Origin of the sequence: Sulfitobacter sp. PR48, from assembly GCF_028807335.1 — a bacterium.
GTDB lineage: Bacteria > Pseudomonadota > Alphaproteobacteria > Rhodobacterales > Rhodobacteraceae > Sulfitobacter.
In genome coordinates this window covers 113,773-130,131 of record NZ_JARAMM010000004.1, presented here as the reverse complement: position 1 = coordinate 130,131, position 16,359 = coordinate 113,773, and the positions used below count along the sequence as shown (strand labels likewise).

Sequence of the window (16,359 nt, the reverse complement as noted above, 5' to 3'; positions counted from 1 at the left end):
AAAGGGGTGGGGTAATGGCCGAAACGGTCCAGGACATCCGCACGGAGTACGTCGCGGCGATGCGACAGAAACGTGTGTTGAACATGCTTTTGCTGGTCATCTTCGTGGCCCTGATGGTGGCGGGTTTCGCCACCGCAGATGCGCGCAATGCCGGTGGCTTCTGGGACGGATGGCGCAATGTCCTCGACTTTCCCGGTGACGTGATCGGCGAGGCGCTGTCCCGCGCCCAGCTGCTGCCCGGCTATTTCCTGAAATACCTGCCGTCGCTGATCGAAACCATCAACATCGCCGCCGCAGCCACGCTGCTGGGCGCTTTGCTGGCGTTTTTCGCGGCCCTGCTGGCCACACGTGGCCTGGCCCCCCTGCCCTGGATCGTCGCGCCCGTCCGCCGGGTGCTGGACATCCTGCGCGCGGTGCCGGAAATTGTCATCGCCCTGATCCTTATCTTCCTGCTGGGCGGCGGCCCGGTGCCCGCCATGATTGCGATCTGCCTGCATACCATCGGCGCGCTTGGCAAATTGTTCTCCGAAGTGAACGAGAACGCCTCCCTCAAACCGGTCGAAGGGCTGGCCTCTGTCGGTGCGTCCTGGCTGCAACGCATGATGCTGGGCGTCGTGCCCCAGGTCGCGCCCAACTACCTCAGCTATGCGTTGCTGCGGTTCGAGATCAACATCCGCGCCTCCGCCATCCTCGGCTTCGTGGGTGCCGGCGGCATCGGCTATGACCTGCGCAACACCATGTCCTGGGGACAGGGCAAGTTCGACGAGGCGGCGGCGATCTTCCTGCTGCTCTTCGGGGCCATCGTGATCGTGGATCAGCTCTCCAGCTACGCCCGCAACCGCCTGACCCATGGCAAGGCCTACAAGGACAAGGGAGCCCTCCTGTGACCACCGCAACCCTCACCCTGCAGGCCGAGCGCCTGATTGCCCGCAAGAAACTGGTCGCGCTTGCCGCCCCTCTGCTGATCGCGGCCTATCTGATCTATGTCTTCTTCGCCTTCGACGTGCCGGGCCTGCGCGACCGGGTCAGCCTGGACAACATGAACACGCTTTTGCGCGACACCTACAGCTACAAGACCCATGTCACGCAGGACAACCGCAACGGCGAGGTCAGCATCGCCATCGAGGGCGAGCGCAAGGGGACCTACCCGCAGGGCGACAGCCCGGACTGGGTAAAACTTGGACCTGCCACATCCGTCGATCTGGGCGACGGCCACCTGATCACGCTGGGCGAAACCGTGCGCTACGACATTCCCGGCTATGGCACCGTGACGGCACGGCCGGGCCGCAGTGGCGTCAACGCCGAACTGCCCCCGGGCGCGGTGCCCGACTGGATCAACGCCGCAAGGAACCGTATCGCAATCACCACCGACGCGGGACGACTGACCATCACCCGCAACCGGACCGAGGTGTTCCGCTATTTCACCGGCTGGGAGTTGTTCTTCTTCACCCTCGACAGCCCGTTCCATGACCTCAGCCTGACGCAACTCATCGCAAACGGCGACTACGGCGGGATGTGGTCGGATTTCTGGAACAACAAGATGTGGCGCCACGCCGATGTCGCCTGGGCGCTGGTCGAAACCGTGCTGATGGCTTTCCTCGGCACCTTCGGTGCCGCCATCATCGCCCTGCCCATGGGCTTTCTCGCCGCGCGCAACTTCACGCCGCTCGGCGCCGCCCGCTTTGCCGCGCGCCGCATCTTCGACTTCCTGCGCGGGGTTGACGGGCTGATCTGGACCATCGTGCTCAGCCGCGCCTTTGGCCCCGGCCCGCTGACCGGGTCGCTGGCGATCATGCTCACCGACACCGGCACCTTCGGCAAGATCTTTTCCGAGGCGCTGGAGAACGTGGACGACAAGCAGATCGAGGGCCTGACCTCCACGGGGGCCAGGCCGCTGCAACGCTACCGCTTTGGCGTGATCCCCCAGATCACCCCGATATTGCTGAGCCAGGTGCTCTATTACCTTGAATCCAACACCCGCTCTGCCACCATCATCGGCGCGATCACCGGCGGCGGCATCGGATTGTTGCTGACACAGGCGATCATCACGCAGAAGGACTGGGAAGAAGTGACCTATTACATCGTGCTGATCATCCTGATGGTCATGATAATGGACAGCCTGTCAGGCTGGCTGCGGCGGCGTCTGATCTCCGGAGACGCGTCCTGATGGCACGGCTGAAACCGCACGTTCCCTACCTGCACCCCGATTGCGAGATCACCGACAGCACATTTGGTGCCTATGTGGAGATCGGCCGCGCCTCGCGCGTGGCGCACAGCCACATCGGGGATTATTCCTATTGCGACCGCTTCGCCGACATCGCCAATGCCGAGATCGGCAAATTCTCCAACATTGCCTCCGCTGTGCGCATCGGCGCGACCGACCACCCGATGGAAAAAGCCAGCCTGCACCATTTCCACTACCGCTCTGCCGATTATTTCGACGATGCGGAGCCGGACCACGCATGGTTCGCCCACCGCCGCAGCCGCCGCGTGCAGATCGGGCATGACACCTGGCTGGGCCACGGCGCGCAGGTCCGCCCCGAAGTCACCATCGGCCATGGTGCGGTGATCGCAGGCGGCGCCATCGTCACCCGCGACGTGCCCCCCTATATGATCGTTGCCGGCATCCCCGCCGTGCCCCTGCGTGCCCGGTTTTCCGACAGCATCGCAGAGCGCATGATGGCGCTCGCCTGGTGGGACTGGCCCCATGTCCGCCTGCGCGAGACCTTGCAGGACTTCCGCACATTGCCCGCCGAGGCGTTTTTGGAGAAATACGAAGGCTGAAAACAACTGCGCGGGCCGGGGCCCCAGAGCAACTATTGCGATTGCCTTCGCAAACCCTCTCATGCAAATTCAGCCGATGTTTGGCCAACTTGTCGCATTGCTGATTATCACGTTTGCAAGGCTGATCACGGCAGTGCGCGCGATCTGGCAGGGTGCCGCTCCGCTCCCGGAAAAGCGGGTCTATTTTGCCAACCACGCAAGCAATGGCGATTTCGTCCTGATCTGGACCGTGCTGCCCGGCAAGCTGCGCGAGAAAACCCGCCCCGTCGCCGCTGCGGACTACTGGTTGTCCTCCAAACTGAAGACATTCATCGGCAGATCGGTGTTCAACGCCCTGCTGATTGAACGCAACCCCGAAGAACGCACCGCCGATCCGGTGCAGCAAATGGCGGATGCGCTGGATGCGGGCGACAGCCTGATCCTCTTCCCCGAGGGCACCCGCAACATGACCCAATCGCCCCTGCTCCCCTTCAAGACCGGGCTCTTTCACCTGGCCACAAAAAAACCCGAGGTCGATCTGGTGCCGGTCTGGATCGAAAACCTGAACCGCGTGATGCCAAAGGGAAAGCTGGTGCCGATCCCGCTGATCTGTACCATCACCTTCGGGCAGCCGCTGCGGCTGAAGCAGGGCGAAACCAAAGCAGACTTTCTGGAACGCGCGCAGGCGGCGCTGCTGGCGCTGTCGATAACCGCAAAGGAACAGGTGAATGGCTGACAGCTTTCTCTTTCTGCTGGGCTGCGTTCTGGCGGTGTTGCTGGTGGCATCGGCCATCGGGCAATTCCTGAAATTCAAGGCCGGGCCTGACGGGCCTGATCTGACAATCGAAAACCTGAATGCCCGCATCAATGCCTGGTGGGTCATGGTCGGCCTGACGGCCCTTGCCTTTTCGGCCGGCAACACCGGCGTTGTCATCCTTTTCGCGCTCTGCTCATTTGCCGCATTGCGCGAATTCCTGACGCTGACCAACACCCGTGTCTCGGACCATTGGGCCATTGCCGCCGCCGCCTTCATCGTCCTGCCGATCCAGTTCATCGCGGTGGGCATGAACTGGTACGGCTTCTACTCGATCTTCATTCCCGTCTACGCCTTCCTGCTGATGCCGATCGTCTCCATGCTCAGCGGCGAAACCGACAATTTCCTGATCCGCATCGCAGAGGCGCAATGGGCGCTGATGATCAGCGTCTTCTGCGTGTCGCATGTGCCTGCGCTGCTCAGCCTGAACATCGCGGATTTCGAAGGGCGCAACCTGTTCCTGATCTTCTTCCTGGTGGTCGTGGTTCAGTCCAGCGACGTGTTTCAATATGTCTGGGGCAAGCTGCTGGGAAAACACAAGATCGCGCCAAAGGTGTCACCATCCAAGACCTGGGAAGGGCTCATCGGCGGTGTCGTCACCTCCAGCCTGCTTGGGGCATCGCTCTATTGGATCACGCCCTTTACCGTGATGCAGGCGGTTGGCATGTCCATCGTGATCACCCTCATGGGCTTTCTGGGCGGGCTGGTCATGTCCGCCATCAAGCGGGATCGCGGTGTAAAGGACTGGGGCCATCTGATCGCCGGACACGGCGGTTTCATCGACCGGCTGGATTCGGTCATCTTCTCCGCCCCGATCTTCTTTCACATCGTGCGCTTCTACTGGGACATTCATTGAAGAACGCCCTGTCAGCAGCGTTGAAAAGCACCCCGCTGCATGTGGCCTTTGCCTTTGTCGCGATGGGGGGCTGGGCCATCTTTGCAAACAGCACCCATGCCATGCCCAAACCCTTGCTGGCCGGTCTTGTGCAGGGCAGCATCTCGGCGGCACTGACGCTGTTCCTCAAACGAACGGTGGACTGGATGCGCCCCCGGTTTTCCTATGGGACGGGCCATGTCGCGCCTGCCCTGATCGCCTCTATGGCCTCTGCCATGCTGCTTGTCACAGCGCATCTGCTGGCCGGCACGCCCGAAGTGGCCAGGACAATTGCAGTGCCGCTGCTGGTATCGGCCTCCTATATTTTCACCTACAATTTTCTCAGCCAGCACAGATCGGAAGACAGGACTCATGACTGACCTGAAAAACCGCCGCCCCCTGCAAAGCCGCAAGTCAGGCTGGGCCAACAGGATCACAGCCTTTCTGGCCGAGCGCGCGATCACGCCGAACCAGATCTCGCAGGCGAGCATTGCGGCGGCACTCCTGGCCGGTCTTGCGTTCTGGATGACCGCCTATGCGGACAGCACCAACTTGAAGGGGGCGCTGCTGATCCTGGCCGCCCTGGCCTGCCAATTGCGCCTGCTCTGCAATCTGTTCGACGGAATGGTCGCCATCGAAGCCGGCAAAAGCGCGCCCGACGGGCCGTTCTGGAATGAATTTCCGGACCGTATCGCAGATATCATCATCTTCATCGGCATCGGCTTTGGCCTTGGCTCCCCCACCCTCGGTTTTGCCGCAGCCACATGTGCCGTCCTGACCGCCTATACCCGTGAACTGGGCGCCAGCATCGGACTTGCGCCCGACTTTTCCGGCCCGATGGCCAAGCAGCACCGGATGGCAACTGTCACGCTGGCCGCGGTGCTGGCGGTCTTTGAGCAGCATTTCCTGCCGCAAGGCACAATTCTGACCGTCGCGCTTTGGGTTGTGATCATCGGCTCCATCGTCACGGTCGGACGGCGCGCCAATCATATCCGGGCCAGCCTGCTCGGGGGGTGAAATCCCCTACTCCCCTTCCAAGGTCAGCGTGATCCTGTCCCCGGCAAACCAGGTGCTGCCGAACTCCACCGGCGTGCCCTCCGGATCGACATTGACCGAGGTCGAAAGCAGCACCGGCGCGCCCTCGGCGATCTGCAGATGCAAGGCCTGCGTGGCTGTGGCCAGCTTGGCTTTCAGCCGGGTCGAGGCGCGGGTATAATCACGCACGCCGGAACGGCGCAACGCCTCGGTCACCGAATTCACCTCTTCCAGATACACCGGCAAATCGGGGAAACGCGCCGCCGGGAAGACGCTGTTGAAAACCGCAACCGGCATGTCATCGGCCAGGGACAGCCCATCGACCACATGCACCTGGGCGCCTTCCTCAAGCGCCAGCAGGTTGCGCTCCGTTTCCGTGGCGCTGCGGGTCTGCATGGTGAGGATCCGCCTGCCCGGGACCCGCCCCGCCGAAGCAAGGTTCTGGTGAAACCGCACCCGCTTGCCGAGGGGATATTCCGTCGGCACCTGGGTGACATAGACCCCGGCACCGCGCCGGGCAAAGACCACCCCCTCGTCGGCCAGCGCCGCCAGCGCATGGCGCACGGTGTGCCGGTTCACCCCGAAACGCGCCGCCAGCACGGCTTCGGTCGGCAGCTTGTCCCCGGGGGCGTACTGCCCGGCGCTGATTTCACCGCTCAGCGTGGTTGCAATGGATCTCCAGATCGGGGTGCGGGCCATGTGTCACCAAAGTTTCACAGTTGCGGGGCTTGTGTCAGAACGGCGAATCCGTCATGATTTGTCTAGTTGTATAGTATAGTAGACAAATCCACAAGGTGTCTAGATGACCGTCATTCAAGACCAGAACGCAGACCGCAAGCAATGGATGAGCCTTCTGGCCAAATGCGATCCCGCCGAGCTGGATGTTGCCTGGTCCGCCCTGGACCTCAGCTTTGATCACCAGGTGCTGCGCGCGCCCGAGGTTGGCAGTGTCATGGTCCGCGGCCGTGCGGGCGCGGTGGGTGCCGCCTTCAACCTGGGCGAAATCACCGTCACCCGCTGCTCGGTCCGCCTGTCCTCCGGTCAGGACGGCCACGCCTATGTGCAGGGCCGCGACAAGACCAAGGCCCTGCGCGCCGCGCTGCTTGATGCCGGAATGCAGACCGCCGCCGCCACCGAGATCCGCGAGAAGGTGCTGACACCGCTCTCGACGGCAGCAACCCGCCGCCAGACCACCCGCGCCGCCAAGGCCGCCGCAACCAGGGTCGATTTCTTTACCATGGCCCGGGGGGAAGACTGATGCAGACACAGGCCCTCACAGGCGGCTTTGCCGACGCCCCGATCGAGGCGGCCACCGCCTTTCGCGCCATCATGCAGGTCATGGCCCGACCGGGCGAGATTGCACCCCTCGCAGGCGCCATGCCACCGGCCCCCCTTTCCGTCGCCGCCGGGACATTGATCCTGACACTCTGCGATCCGGACACGCCGATCTTTCTGGCACCGGGCCATGACACGCCGCAGATAAGGGACTGGATCACCTTCCACACCGGCGCACCCTTTACCGGCGCGGCAACTGCCCGCTTTGCCCTGGGCACATGGGAGGCGCTGACGCCCTGCGACTTTGCCATCGGCACCCCGGAATACCCCGACCGCTCCGCCACGCTGATTGTGGAGGTGACACATCTCGCGCAATCCGGCGCCACCCTGCGCGGCCCCGGCATCAGGGATGTCACGCAGCTCTCGCTGCCAGAGATCAAGCGGTTTCAGGACAATGCCGCCCTGTTCCCCCTGGGTCATGATCATTTCTTCACCACGGGCACGCAGATTGCGGCCCTGCCCCGCAGCACAAAGGTGTCCTGATGTATGTCGCAGTAAAAGGTGGCGAGCGCGCCATCGACAACGCCCATGCCTGGCTCGCCGAAGAACGCCGCGGTGACAGCGAGGTGGCGGAACTCTCCGTCGCCCAGATCCGTGAACAGCTGAAACTGGCGGTGAACCGGGTGATGGCCGAAGGGTCCCTTTTCGATCCCGACCTGGCCGCGCTGGCCATCAAACAGGCGCGCGGGGACCTGATCGAAGCCATCTTCCTGATCCGTGCCTATCGCACCACCCTGCCCCGCTTCGGTGCCTCACATCCCATCGACACCGGCGCAATGCGCTGCGACCGCCGTGTCTCGGCCACGTTCAAGGACGCCCCGGGGGGCCAGTTGCTGGGCCCGACCTTCGACTACACGCACCGTCTGCTCGACTTCAAACTGGCCGCCGAAGGTGACGTGCCCGCAGCCCCCGAGAAACCCGCCGATGCCGCCCGGACACCCCATATCATGGGGTTCCTGGATCGGGAAAATCTGATCCGGACCGAGGAAGCGGGTGCGGAAACTCCCCCCGATCTGACCCGCGAACCGCTCGAATTGCCTGCAGAACGCCCCTTGCGCCTGCAGTCCCTGACCCGCGGCGACGAGGGCTTCATCCTCGGCATGGCCTATTCGACCCAGCGCGGCTATGCCCGCAACCACGCCTTCGTGGCGGAACTGCGCATCGGCACCGTCGCGGTGGAAATGGACGTTCCCGAGCTGGGATTCGCGATCGAGATCGGTGAGATCGAGGTGACCGAATGCGAAACCGTAAACCAGTTCAAGGGCTCCAGAACCGAACCGCCGCAATTTACCCGCGGCTATGGCCTGGTTTTCGGCATGTCCGAACGCAAGGCGATCTCGATGGCGCTGGTGGATCGGGCCCTGCGGTGGAAGGAACTCGGAGAAGACAACCTGGGTGCTCCGGCCCAGGACGAGGAATTCGTGCTGAGCCATGCGGACAATATCCAGGCCACCGGGTTCCTGGAACACATCAAATTGCCCCATTACGTGGACTTTCAGTCCGAACTTGAACTGATCCGCAAGTTGCGCCGCGCAGTGTCGGATACAATCAGGGAAGCCGCCGAATGACCGTGTTGCCCCCCTCACCCCCAACCCCCTCTCCCCTTGGGGAGAGGGGACGCCGTACCCCACGCAGCGCAGCGCCCGAAGCAACAGGATGTGCTAACGGCGATAGCGTGGCTCCCCTCTCCCCAAGGGGAGAGGGGCCGGGGGTGAGGGGGTCACGGCGCGACAACAAACTTCGACCTGATACTTGTGTTGTTAATCCGTGGTTCACGAATTCAGTGCCACCCTACCCGGATGGCCAGATCCCATCCGCAGATCAGCAAGGCGCGTGCGCAGCGTCGTTGGATGACGGCGCCCGAAGACAAATTATGGCAGGCCCTGCGCAACCGGCAGCTGGCCGGTTTGAAATTTCGCCGCAAGGCGCCCCTGGGACCCTGCGTTGTGGATTTCCTGTGCCCTGCGGCGCGGCTGGTGGTGGAAGTCACCGTGCAGGCGCAACATCGTGCCTTGCTTGTCCAGCGGGACATGGCGCTGCAGGCGCTTGGATATGGGGTGATCCGCCTCGCCCGCGAACAGGTCGACAGCGATTTTGCCGGCCTGTTGGCAGAGATCGCGGCCATAGCGCATCGCAGGCATTGACGCGGGCGCGCCACCGGGCCTCCCCCCTCAGTTTCCCGGTCAGACAGGAGCGGCATTTCGCATGAATGTTTCAGCCTATAACTTTGCCTATCTCGATGAGCAGACCAAGCGGATGATCCGCCGTGCCATCCTCAAGGGGCTGGCGATCCCCGGCTATCAGGTGCCTTTTGCGAGCCGCGAGATGCCGATGCCCTATGGCTGGGGCACCGGTGGCGTGCAGGTCTCAGCGGCGGTGCTGGTGCCCGAGGACACATTCAAGGTCATCGACCAGGGGGCGGATGACACCACCAATGCCGTGTCCATCCGACGCTTTTTCGAGAAAACCGCAGGGGTCGCCGTGACCGAAGACACCGCCAGGGCCAGCGTGATCCAGACCCGTCACCGGATCCCCGAAATGCCGCTCCGGTCGGATCAGATCCTTGTCTATCAGGTCCCCATCCCCGAGCCGCTGCGGTTCCTGGAGCCTTCCGAGGTCGAGACCCGCAAGATGCACAGCCTGGAGGAATACGGGCTGATGCATGTCAAGCTTTACGAAGACATCAGCCAGCACGGGGCGATTGCCACCGCCTATGCCTATCCGGTCAAGGTCGAGGGGCGCTATGTCATGGATCCCTCGCCGATCCCGAAATTCGACAATCCGAAACTGACCATGGATGCCATCCAGTTGTTCGGCGCCGGGCGCGAGCAGCGGATCTATGCGCTGCCGCCCCATACCCGGGTCGTCAGTCTTGATTTCGAGGATTTCCCGTTCGAGGCCAGCAAGGCGGATCATGCCTGCGATCTTTGTGGCGCCGGGGACAGCTATCTTGACGAGCTGATCGTCGATGACGCGGGCGGGCGGTTGTTCATGTGTTCGGACACCGATTATTGCACAACCCGCCGCGCGGCGGGCCATGTGGGCGCCCAGGGTGTTCCGGCGAAGGAGGATGTGGCATGACGCCCTTGTTGCAGGTTGACGCCGTTTCGAAATTCTATGGTGCGCGGATCGGCTGCGCGGAGGTGTCCTTTGATCTTTATCCGGGAGAGGTCATGGGCATCGTCGGTGAAAGCGGATCGGGCAAGTCGACGCTGCTCAATTGTCTGGCGGGACATTTGCAGCCTGACGCAGGCGCAGTTCGTTTCGACACCCGCGCCGGGGGGTTGCGCGATACGATCACCATGTCGGAGCCCGAGCGCCGGATGCTGGGGCGCACGGACTGGGCCTTTGTCCATCAGCACGCCCGCGACGGGCTGCGCATGAACGTGAGTGCCGGCGGCAATGTGGGTGAGCGGCTGATGGCGGTGGGCGCACGCCATTATGGCGATATCCGCAACACCGCGACGGACTGGCTGGGCCGGGTCGAGATTGCCGCCGATCGGATCGACGACCGCCCCAGCGCCTTTTCGGGGGGCATGCAGCAGCGGTTGCAGATTGCGCGCAACCTGGTCACCGGGCCACGGCTGGTGTTCATGGACGAACCGACCGGGGGGCTTGATGTTTCGGTGCAGGCCCGGTTGCTTGATCTGATGCGCGGTCTGGTGCGCGAGATGGGGTTGAGTGCGATCATCGTGACCCATGACCTTGCCGTGGTGCGGTTGCTGGCCGACCGGCTGATGGTGATGAAGGACGGTCATGTGGTCGAGACCGGGTTGACGGACCAGGTGCTGGACGATCCGCAGCATGGCTATACGCAATTGCTGGTCTCATCGGTCCTGCAGGTATGAGACTGGTTTCGCCGCGAAATCTTTCCCCTTATTAACAACAGGTTAATCTGATGATCCAAGTCGAGAAACTCTGCAAGTCCTTCACCCTGCACAATCAGGGTGGCGCGGTGATCCCGGTGATGCAGGATGCGGAATTTGCAGTGGTGCCCGGCGAATGTGTCGGGCTGGTCGGGGCCTCCGGCGCCGGAAAGTCCACCCTGATGCGCATGCTCTACGGGAATTACCTGGCGGCCTCTGGCCATATCCGGATTGGCGGGGTCGATGTGGCCCGCGCCGAGCCGCGCGAGATCCTGGCGCTGCGCCGGGACAGGCTGGGCTATGTCAGCCAGTTCCTGCGGGTGGTCCCGCGGGTCTCGACGCTGGATGTAGTGGCCGAGCCGCTGTTGCGCACGGGCTGCGGCGCGCAGAGCGCCAGGGCGCGGGCGCAAGAGCTTCTGGAGCGGTTGAACATTCCCCGGCATCTGTGGACGCTCAGCCCGACCACCTTCTCGGGGGGCGAACAGCAGCGGGTGAACATTGCGCGCGGCTTTGCCTATGCCTATCCGGCGCTGCTGCTGGATGAACCGACCGCGAGCCTTGATGCGGGCAACCGGGAGGTTGTGCTGGCGCTGATCGAAGAGGCCAAGGCGCGCGGGGCTGCCATTGTCGGGATATTCCACGATGAGGCCGCGCGGCACAGGGTCTGTGACCGCGAGGTGGATGTGACCCGCTTTACCCCCGGGCTGGCATGAGCGCCGGGCGTTTCATCGCGGTTGTCGGCCCTTCGGGTGTCGGAAAGGATTCCGTCATGGCCGGAATGGTCGCCCGGGCGCGTGATCTTGTGGCGGTCCGCCGGGTCATCACCCGGCCGGTGGCGGCGGGGGGCGAGGATTATGAGGCGGTGAGCGCGGCTGAATTTGCGCGGCGCGTGGCAGAGGGTGCTTTCGTGTTGCACTGGCAGGCGCATGGATTGTGCTATGGCATCCCGGCCGGGGTCGTGGATGTGATGGCGCGGGGGCAGGATGTGCTGGCCAATCTGTCGCGGTCGGTCCTGCCGCTGGCGCAAGCGCGTTTCGACCGCTTTGAGGTGCTGTCGCTGACCGCGACGCCGGAGGTGCTGGAGGCACGTCTGCGCGCGCGCCGGCGCGAGAGTGCGGCAGAGATCGAGACCCGGCTGGCACGGGCGGATTTTGCCCTGCCGGAGGGCATCAGCGCCACGCGGATCGACAACTCCGGCGCGCTGCGCGACACTGTCACTCGCGCGCTGGCCGCGCTTTATCCGGCGAGGGCATAGCGTTGCAGAGCCTCGAACATCCCGTCATGACGCTCTCCCGCCAGAGTCAGGCTGTCGATCAGGAAAGGCTGCGGCAGGACGTCGGCAAAATGGGCGGCCACGGCGGGCAGGATCTGTTTGGGCTGCTTGACACGCCCGCTCAGGGTCATGTGGAAGCGGAAGGCGTCAAGCACATGGGGGTAGCCCCATTCACGCAGATTCCGCTCCTGCTGTGGGGTCAGATGGCTGGCCCGGCGGCGCGTCAGTTCCTCCGCTGTGGGGGGCGCGCGAAACCGGTCGAGCCGCATCACCGCCTCGCCCGCGAGGTGGTTCAGCTGCTCCTGATCTCCGGTCGGGATCAGGGCGAGGAAGCCGCCCAGTTGCGCCACCTGAAGCCCGTCCAGCGTGACCGGGGCGAATTGGGTGCAGAACCGCGCCAGGGCCTGCGAAAGCCCGGCGACATCGGTGCCCGTCGCAAGGGCGAAGGGTGGTTTGATGGTGGCGTGGAAGCCGTATTTACGCGGTGTCGCGGTGAGGCCGGCAAGGTCGAGCCCGGCAATATTCGGGTGGTCAGCGGCGCAGCCCGATGCGATGTCCCATCCCAGCCATGCGGCCCCCTTGTCCGCCAAGGCGCCCTGGGGCGTGAAATAGACCGCAAACCGTTTGAACATGAACCCTTCCTTTCAACTGGCACGCGCAAGCCGTGCCATTCAGATGTGACGTTGCTATGACACAAGAGACCGTTTTGACAAATGCAAGGATCGTCCTGCCGACAGAGGTGATCGAGGGATCGCTTGTGCTGCGGGACGGGCGGATCGCCGATATCTCGCAGGGGGGCAGCGCGGCAGCCGGGGCGCAGGATTGCGAGGGCGATTACCTTTGCCCCGGGTTGATCGAATTGCACACCGATAACCTTGAGCGGCACATGACGCCGCGCCCCAAGGTGGACTGGCCGCATCGTGCCGCGATCCTGGCGCATGACCGGGAGCTGGCGGGCACCGGGATTACCACGGTGTTCGACGCGATCCGGGTTGGGTCCATCGTGTCTTCCAGCAGCAGGCGCTATGGAAAATATGCGCGGCAGATGGCGGATGAAATCCTGGAAATGCGGGAGGCGGGGGTGCTGAAGATCAGCCATCATATCCACCTGCGGGCCGAGATCTGTTCGGAAACGCTGGTGGAGGAAATGGCGGAATTCGGACCGGCGGACAAGATCGGGATCGTGTCGCTGATGGATCATACGCCGGGCCAGCGGCAGTTCCGGGACCTGGGCAAGTTCAAGGATTACGTCTGTGGCAAGCATGGCATGTCCGACGAGGGTTTCGACGAATACCGCGATTTCCTCTATGGGCTGCAGGCCCGGCTGGGGACGGCCCATGAGAGCGCGGCAGTGGCGGCGGCAAAGCGGTACGGGGCGACGCTGGCCAGCCATGACGACACCACCGCAGAACAGGTGGACAAGAGCCATTTGCAGGGCGTGCGCATTGCGGAATTCCCCACCACGGTGGAGGCGGCGGAGGCCTGCCACAGGCAGGGGATCGCCACGATCATGGGGGCGCCGAACCTGGTCAGGGGCGGATCGCATTCGGGCAATGTGGCGGCAAGGGAGCTGGCGGAAGGCGACCGGCTGGACATCCTGTCGTCCGACTATGTGCCCGCGGCATTGATGCAGGGGGCGCTGATCCTGAACGAGATTTGGGGGGATCTGCCGCGCGCATTGGCCACTGTCACCGCCAATCCGGCACGTCATGTGGGGCTGGAGGATCGCGGCGTGCTGGAGGTCGGCAGGCGCGGCGACCTGATGCGCTTCGCGACGCTGGGCCATCATCCGGTGGTCAAATCCGTCTGGGTCCAGGGCGCGCGGGTGTCCTGATGTCGGGTGCCGCCGCGGCCGGGGGGGGTGCGGTGCGTGGTGAGACAGGGGCCCGCCGGACTTGCTGCCTTGAAATCAACACCCGTCACCGGCGACCTGTCAAATAAGACATGTCGAATGTGGCGCAACTCCGGCTCCTGGCGGCGCGTTTGCGGAATCATTTCAGTGGGCCGTGCCAGGCAATTCCGACCCATATGCCAAGCATTTCTGACCCAACCAGACTTTAGACGTGGTATGGGTCAAGGTCAGGTGAGCGGGACACTGCTGCCGTTGGCAACGAAACCCCAAGCCGCGCATTGACGAGCCGTGGTGCGGCGATGCAACCGTCGTGACTGGCACTTTATGGCAGCCAAGCACTTTCAAGCTATCCGTGGAACACGACAGCAGCCAAATCGCCGTGCCAGGGGACGGCCCGGCGATGCGCGGCGGCCTGCGGCCTTGATTCCGCGCGGGGGAAAGCAGCATAACACAGCCTAGGGGATGACAACATATCGCATGCCACAACGGCTTTTCCTTGTCCGCCAGCCGCGTTTCCCACCGGCGGGATATTTCCGAGTATTTCGATAAGTATTCTTGCATCCCAAGTTCAGTCTGGTATCTGATCAAAAAAGTAAGGATTGGAAACCGGAGATCCCCATGCCCCTAAACACACGTTTTACCCCCCTTGCCCTGACCGCCGTTCTGGTGGCTGGCAGCGCTGCCGCCGAAGGGGATGTGAACCTGTATTCCTCACGCCATTATGACACGGACGAGCGGCTCTATTCCGACTTTACCGAACAGACCGGCATCACCGTCAACCGGATCGAAGGCAATGCGGACGAGCTGATCGCGCGGATGCAGGCGGAAGGCGCGAATTCACCCGCAGACGTGCTGCTGACGGTCGATACCTCGCGCCTGCAGCGGGCCAAGGATGCCGGTGTGCTGCAATCGGTCGACAGCGACATCCTGGAAGAGCGCATTCCCGCCAACCTGCAGGACAGCGACAACCAGTGGTTCGGCTTCTCCCAGCGGGCGCGGATCATCTTTTACGACAAGAACGATGTGACCGAGCCGCCGATGGATTACCTGTCGCTGGCAGACCCCAAGTACAAGGGCATGGTGTGCCACCGCTCTTCCACCAATGTCTACAGCCAGACCTTGCTTGCCTCGGTGATCGAGAACCATGGCGCGGAAGCGGCGCGTGACTGGGCCGCTGGTGTGGTGGCCAACTTTGCCCGCGACCCCGAGGGCGGGGACACCGACCAGCTGCGCGGGCTGGTGTCGGGACAATGCGAAATTTCCATCGCCAACAGCTATTACTTTGCCCGCGCCCTGCGCACCGACGTGGATGGCGTGACCGCCGAGGTGGACCGGATCGGCTGGATCTTCCCGGCGCAGGATGCCGAAGGTGCGCATATGAACCTTTCGGGCGGCGGTGTGGCAGCCCATGCGCCGAACCGCGAGAATGCGGTGAAGTTCCTGGAATATCTCGCGTCGGATCAGGCGCAGGTCTATTTCTCTGCCGGGAACGACGAATTCCCGACGGTCGCGGGCGTGCCGCTGAGCGAGAGCGTGGCGAAGCTGGGCGCGTTCAAGGCGGATGAGGTGAACCTCTCGGCCGTGGCCCAGAACCTGCCCGAAGCGCAGAAGATCTTTAACGAAGTCGGCTGGAAGTAAGCCCGGCATCGCAACAATGGGGCCGCAGCGATGCGGCCCTTTTTGCATGGGCTGCAATGCCCGATCCAGCAGGGGGCTGATATGCGCCACTTCCGTCACATGCTCACAGTTTGTCTGGCTGTCCTTGCCGCCGGACCCGGCGTGGCAGAGGTCGACGCCGATGCGGTTGCGCGGATGCGCGCCGCCGATATCGTCATCCTGGGCGAGGTGCATGACAATGCCGCGCACCACATTGGACAGGCGGAACTGATTGCCCGGATTGCGCCAAAGGCCATTGCTTTCGAAATGCTGTCACCGGAGCAGGCGACACAGGTCAATGCGGACAGCCGCGGGGATCTGACCGCGCTGGCGCGGCAGATCGGCTGGGCGGAGTCGGGCTGGCCGGATTTTGCACTGTACCTTCCGGTGTTCGAGGCGGCAGGGCAAACCCCCGTGGTTGGCGCCGCCCTGCCCCGTGACAAGGTGCGTGCGGCTTTTGAACGCGGCGCGGCAGCGGTGTTCGGGGCCGGGGCCGGCCGGTTCGGATTGGATGCCCCCCTGTTGCAGGCCGAGCACGAGGCGCGCGCGGCATTGCAGTTCGAGGCGCATTGCGCGGCGATGCCGATGGAAATGATGGGCGGCATGGTGGAGGCGCAGCGCCTGCGCGACGCCGCCTTTTCCGCAGCGACACTCGACGCGCTTGCCACCTATGGCGCGCCCGTGGTGGTGATCACCGGCAACGGACATGCGCGCAAGGATTGGGCCATGCCGGCCCTGATTGCCCGCGCCGCAGCGCAAACCAGGGTGCATGTGACGGGCTTTGTCGAAGCCCCCGCAGAGGGCGGTGATCCGCGTTATGATACCACCATCGTCACCGCCCCGGCGGACCGGCCAGATCCCTGCGCCGCATTCAACAAGTAAGGACCTGCC

Annotated in this window: 20 protein-coding genes; 18 read left to right on the top strand and 2 right to left on the bottom strand. The window is 63.7% G+C overall.

Annotated elements, in window-relative coordinates; genetic code table 11:
* Positions 1 to 59: 59 nt before the first annotated feature.
* The 7 genes from phnE (PVW51_RS07025) to PVW51_RS06995 all read left to right on the top strand — a co-directional run bounded on the left by phnE (PVW51_RS07025) (position 60) and on the right by PVW51_RS06995 (position 5,468).
* Positions 60 to 887 (top strand): phosphonate ABC transporter, permease protein PhnE, encoded by an 828-nt coding sequence (phnE, locus tag PVW51_RS07025; protein WP_443069614.1) that lies wholly within the window; start codon positions 60 to 62, stop codon positions 885 to 887.
* Entirely contained in the window at positions 884 to 2,167 is a 1,284-nt protein-coding gene (phnE, locus tag PVW51_RS07020; RefSeq protein ID WP_274574244.1) for a phosphonate ABC transporter, permease protein PhnE, read from the top strand. The genes phnE (PVW51_RS07025) and phnE (PVW51_RS07020) overlap by 4 nt, the downstream gene beginning before the upstream one ends.
* Positions 2,167 to 2,784 carry a chloramphenicol acetyltransferase gene (locus PVW51_RS07015; protein WP_274574243.1) on the top strand — a complete coding sequence of 206 codons (618 nt, stop codon included), beginning with the start codon at positions 2,167 to 2,169 and terminating at the stop codon, positions 2,782 to 2,784. Before phnE (PVW51_RS07020) ends, PVW51_RS07015 begins: the two co-directional genes overlap by 1 nt.
* A 76-nt stretch (positions 2,785 to 2,860) precedes the next feature.
* Positions 2,861 to 3,499: a lysophospholipid acyltransferase family protein gene (locus tag PVW51_RS07010; RefSeq protein WP_269365711.1), complete on the top strand. Its 639-nt coding sequence runs from the start codon at positions 2,861 to 2,863 to the stop codon at positions 3,497 to 3,499.
* Positions 3,492 to 4,433: a phosphatidate cytidylyltransferase gene (locus PVW51_RS07005; RefSeq protein WP_269365709.1), complete on the top strand. Its 942-nt coding sequence runs from the start codon at positions 3,492 to 3,494 to the stop codon at positions 4,431 to 4,433. The genes PVW51_RS07010 and PVW51_RS07005 overlap by 8 nt, the downstream gene beginning before the upstream one ends.
* Positions 4,430 to 4,831 (top strand): hypothetical protein, encoded by a 402-nt coding sequence (locus PVW51_RS07000; RefSeq protein WP_274574242.1) that lies wholly within the window; start codon positions 4,430 to 4,432, stop codon positions 4,829 to 4,831. The genes PVW51_RS07005 and PVW51_RS07000 overlap by 4 nt, the downstream gene beginning before the upstream one ends.
* The gene (locus PVW51_RS06995; protein ID WP_274574241.1) at positions 4,824 to 5,468 is read left to right on the top strand and encodes a CDP-alcohol phosphatidyltransferase family protein; all 645 of its coding nucleotides are present in this window, start codon (positions 4,824 to 4,826) and stop codon (positions 5,466 to 5,468) included. The genes PVW51_RS07000 and PVW51_RS06995 overlap by 8 nt, the downstream gene beginning before the upstream one ends.
* Positions 5,469 to 5,474: 6 nt before the next feature.
* Here PVW51_RS06995 and phnF read toward each other — a convergent pair whose 3' ends face one another.
* Positions 5,475 to 6,185, bottom strand: a complete 711-nt coding sequence (gene phnF, locus PVW51_RS06990) for a phosphonate metabolism transcriptional regulator PhnF (RefSeq protein ID WP_274574240.1) — start codon at positions 6,183 to 6,185, stop codon at positions 5,475 to 5,477.
* Between the two features lie 103 nt (positions 6,186 to 6,288).
* Between phnF and phnG the strand changes: the two genes are divergently transcribed.
* From phnG to phnN, 8 genes are all read left to right on the top strand, one after another.
* Positions 6,289 to 6,744, top strand: a complete 456-nt coding sequence (gene phnG, locus PVW51_RS06985) for a phosphonate C-P lyase system protein PhnG (RefSeq protein WP_269365701.1) — start codon at positions 6,289 to 6,291, stop codon at positions 6,742 to 6,744.
* The gene (gene phnH, locus PVW51_RS06980) at positions 6,744 to 7,304 is read left to right on the top strand and encodes a phosphonate C-P lyase system protein PhnH (protein ID WP_274574239.1); all 561 of its coding nucleotides are present in this window, start codon (positions 6,744 to 6,746) and stop codon (positions 7,302 to 7,304) included. Before phnG ends, phnH begins: the two co-directional genes overlap by 1 nt.
* The gene (locus tag PVW51_RS06975; protein ID WP_274574238.1) at positions 7,304 to 8,389 is read left to right on the top strand and encodes a carbon-phosphorus lyase complex subunit PhnI; all 1,086 of its coding nucleotides are present in this window, start codon (positions 7,304 to 7,306) and stop codon (positions 8,387 to 8,389) included. Before phnH ends, PVW51_RS06975 begins: the two co-directional genes overlap by 1 nt.
* 231 nt (positions 8,390 to 8,620) lie before the next feature.
* The gene (locus tag PVW51_RS06970; protein ID WP_274574237.1) at positions 8,621 to 8,965 is read left to right on the top strand and encodes an endonuclease domain-containing protein; all 345 of its coding nucleotides are present in this window, start codon (positions 8,621 to 8,623) and stop codon (positions 8,963 to 8,965) included.
* 61 nt (positions 8,966 to 9,026) lie between these two features.
* Positions 9,027 to 9,902 (top strand): alpha-D-ribose 1-methylphosphonate 5-phosphate C-P-lyase PhnJ, encoded by an 876-nt coding sequence (locus PVW51_RS06965; protein WP_274574236.1) that lies wholly within the window; start codon positions 9,027 to 9,029, stop codon positions 9,900 to 9,902.
* Entirely contained in the window at positions 9,899 to 10,669 is a 771-nt protein-coding gene (phnK, locus tag PVW51_RS06960; protein ID WP_269365693.1) for a phosphonate C-P lyase system protein PhnK, read from the top strand. Before PVW51_RS06965 ends, phnK begins: the two co-directional genes overlap by 4 nt.
* A gap of 50 nt (positions 10,670 to 10,719) precedes the next feature.
* Entirely contained in the window at positions 10,720 to 11,400 is a 681-nt protein-coding gene (gene phnL / locus PVW51_RS06955) for a phosphonate C-P lyase system protein PhnL (protein WP_274574233.1), read from the top strand.
* Entirely contained in the window at positions 11,397 to 11,942 is a 546-nt protein-coding gene (gene phnN, locus PVW51_RS06950; RefSeq protein WP_274574232.1) for a phosphonate metabolism protein/1,5-bisphosphokinase (PRPP-forming) PhnN, read from the top strand. Before phnL ends, phnN begins: the two co-directional genes overlap by 4 nt.
* On the opposite strand, the gene PVW51_RS06945 is transcribed toward phnN, so the two are convergent.
* Positions 11,924 to 12,592 carry a DUF1045 domain-containing protein gene (locus PVW51_RS06945; RefSeq protein ID WP_274574231.1) on the bottom strand — a complete coding sequence of 223 codons (669 nt, stop codon included), beginning with the start codon at positions 12,590 to 12,592 and terminating at the stop codon, positions 11,924 to 11,926. The genes phnN and PVW51_RS06945 overlap by 19 nt on opposite strands.
* Before the next feature lie 56 nt (positions 12,593 to 12,648).
* On the opposite strand from PVW51_RS06945, the gene PVW51_RS06940 reads away from it, so the two are divergent.
* The 3 genes from PVW51_RS06940 to PVW51_RS06930 all read left to right on the top strand — a co-directional run bounded on the left by PVW51_RS06940 (position 12,649) and on the right by PVW51_RS06930 (position 16,350).
* Positions 12,649 to 13,794 carry an alpha-D-ribose 1-methylphosphonate 5-triphosphate diphosphatase gene (locus PVW51_RS06940; protein ID WP_274574230.1) on the top strand — a complete coding sequence of 382 codons (1,146 nt, stop codon included), beginning with the start codon at positions 12,649 to 12,651 and terminating at the stop codon, positions 13,792 to 13,794.
* A gap of 636 nt (positions 13,795 to 14,430) precedes the next feature.
* The gene (locus tag PVW51_RS06935) at positions 14,431 to 15,450 is read left to right on the top strand and encodes a Fe(3+) ABC transporter substrate-binding protein (protein ID WP_269365687.1); all 1,020 of its coding nucleotides are present in this window, start codon (positions 14,431 to 14,433) and stop codon (positions 15,448 to 15,450) included.
* A gap of 81 nt (positions 15,451 to 15,531) precedes the next feature.
* Positions 15,532 to 16,350 carry a ChaN family lipoprotein gene (locus tag PVW51_RS06930; RefSeq protein WP_274574229.1) on the top strand — a complete coding sequence of 273 codons (819 nt, stop codon included), beginning with the start codon at positions 15,532 to 15,534 and terminating at the stop codon, positions 16,348 to 16,350.
* Positions 16,351 to 16,359: the final 9 nt, after the last annotated feature.

Bases quoted from the DNA above. Each gene is read 5' to 3' on its own strand.
- phnE (WP_443069614.1), top strand. From the start codon at position 60: ATGCGACAGAAACGTGTGTTGAACATGCTTTTGCTGGTCATCTTCGTG.
- PVW51_RS07015 (WP_274574243.1), top strand. From the start codon at position 2,167: ATGGCACGGCTGAAACCGCACGTTCCCTACCTGCACCCCGATTGCGAG.
- PVW51_RS07010 (WP_269365711.1), top strand. From the start codon at position 2,861: ATGTTTGGCCAACTTGTCGCATTGCTGATTATCACGTTTGCAAGGCTG.
- PVW51_RS07005 (WP_269365709.1), top strand. From the start codon at position 3,492: ATGGCTGACAGCTTTCTCTTTCTGCTGGGCTGCGTTCTGGCGGTGTTG.
- PVW51_RS06995 (WP_274574241.1), top strand. From the start codon at position 4,824: ATGACTGACCTGAAAAACCGCCGCCCCCTGCAAAGCCGCAAGTCAGGC.
- phnF (WP_274574240.1), bottom strand. From the start codon at position 6,185: ATGGCCCGCACCCCGATCTGGAGATCCATTGCAACCACGCTGAGCGGT.
- phnG (WP_269365701.1), top strand. From the start codon at position 6,289: ATGACCGTCATTCAAGACCAGAACGCAGACCGCAAGCAATGGATGAGC.
- phnH (WP_274574239.1), top strand. From the start codon at position 6,744: ATGCAGACACAGGCCCTCACAGGCGGCTTTGCCGACGCCCCGATCGAG.
- PVW51_RS06975 (WP_274574238.1), top strand. From the start codon at position 7,304: ATGTATGTCGCAGTAAAAGGTGGCGAGCGCGCCATCGACAACGCCCAT.
- PVW51_RS06970 (WP_274574237.1), top strand. From the start codon at position 8,621: ATGGCCAGATCCCATCCGCAGATCAGCAAGGCGCGTGCGCAGCGTCGT.
- PVW51_RS06965 (WP_274574236.1), top strand. From the start codon at position 9,027: ATGAATGTTTCAGCCTATAACTTTGCCTATCTCGATGAGCAGACCAAG.
- phnK (WP_269365693.1), top strand. From the start codon at position 9,899: ATGACGCCCTTGTTGCAGGTTGACGCCGTTTCGAAATTCTATGGTGCG.
- phnL (WP_274574233.1), top strand. From the start codon at position 10,720: ATGATCCAAGTCGAGAAACTCTGCAAGTCCTTCACCCTGCACAATCAG.
- phnN (WP_274574232.1), top strand. From the start codon at position 11,397: ATGAGCGCCGGGCGTTTCATCGCGGTTGTCGGCCCTTCGGGTGTCGGA.
- PVW51_RS06945 (WP_274574231.1), bottom strand. From the start codon at position 12,592: ATGTTCAAACGGTTTGCGGTCTATTTCACGCCCCAGGGCGCCTTGGCG.
- PVW51_RS06940 (WP_274574230.1), top strand. From the start codon at position 12,649: ATGACACAAGAGACCGTTTTGACAAATGCAAGGATCGTCCTGCCGACA.
- PVW51_RS06935 (WP_269365687.1), top strand. From the start codon at position 14,431: ATGCCCCTAAACACACGTTTTACCCCCCTTGCCCTGACCGCCGTTCTG.
- PVW51_RS06930 (WP_274574229.1), top strand. From the start codon at position 15,532: ATGCGCCACTTCCGTCACATGCTCACAGTTTGTCTGGCTGTCCTTGCC.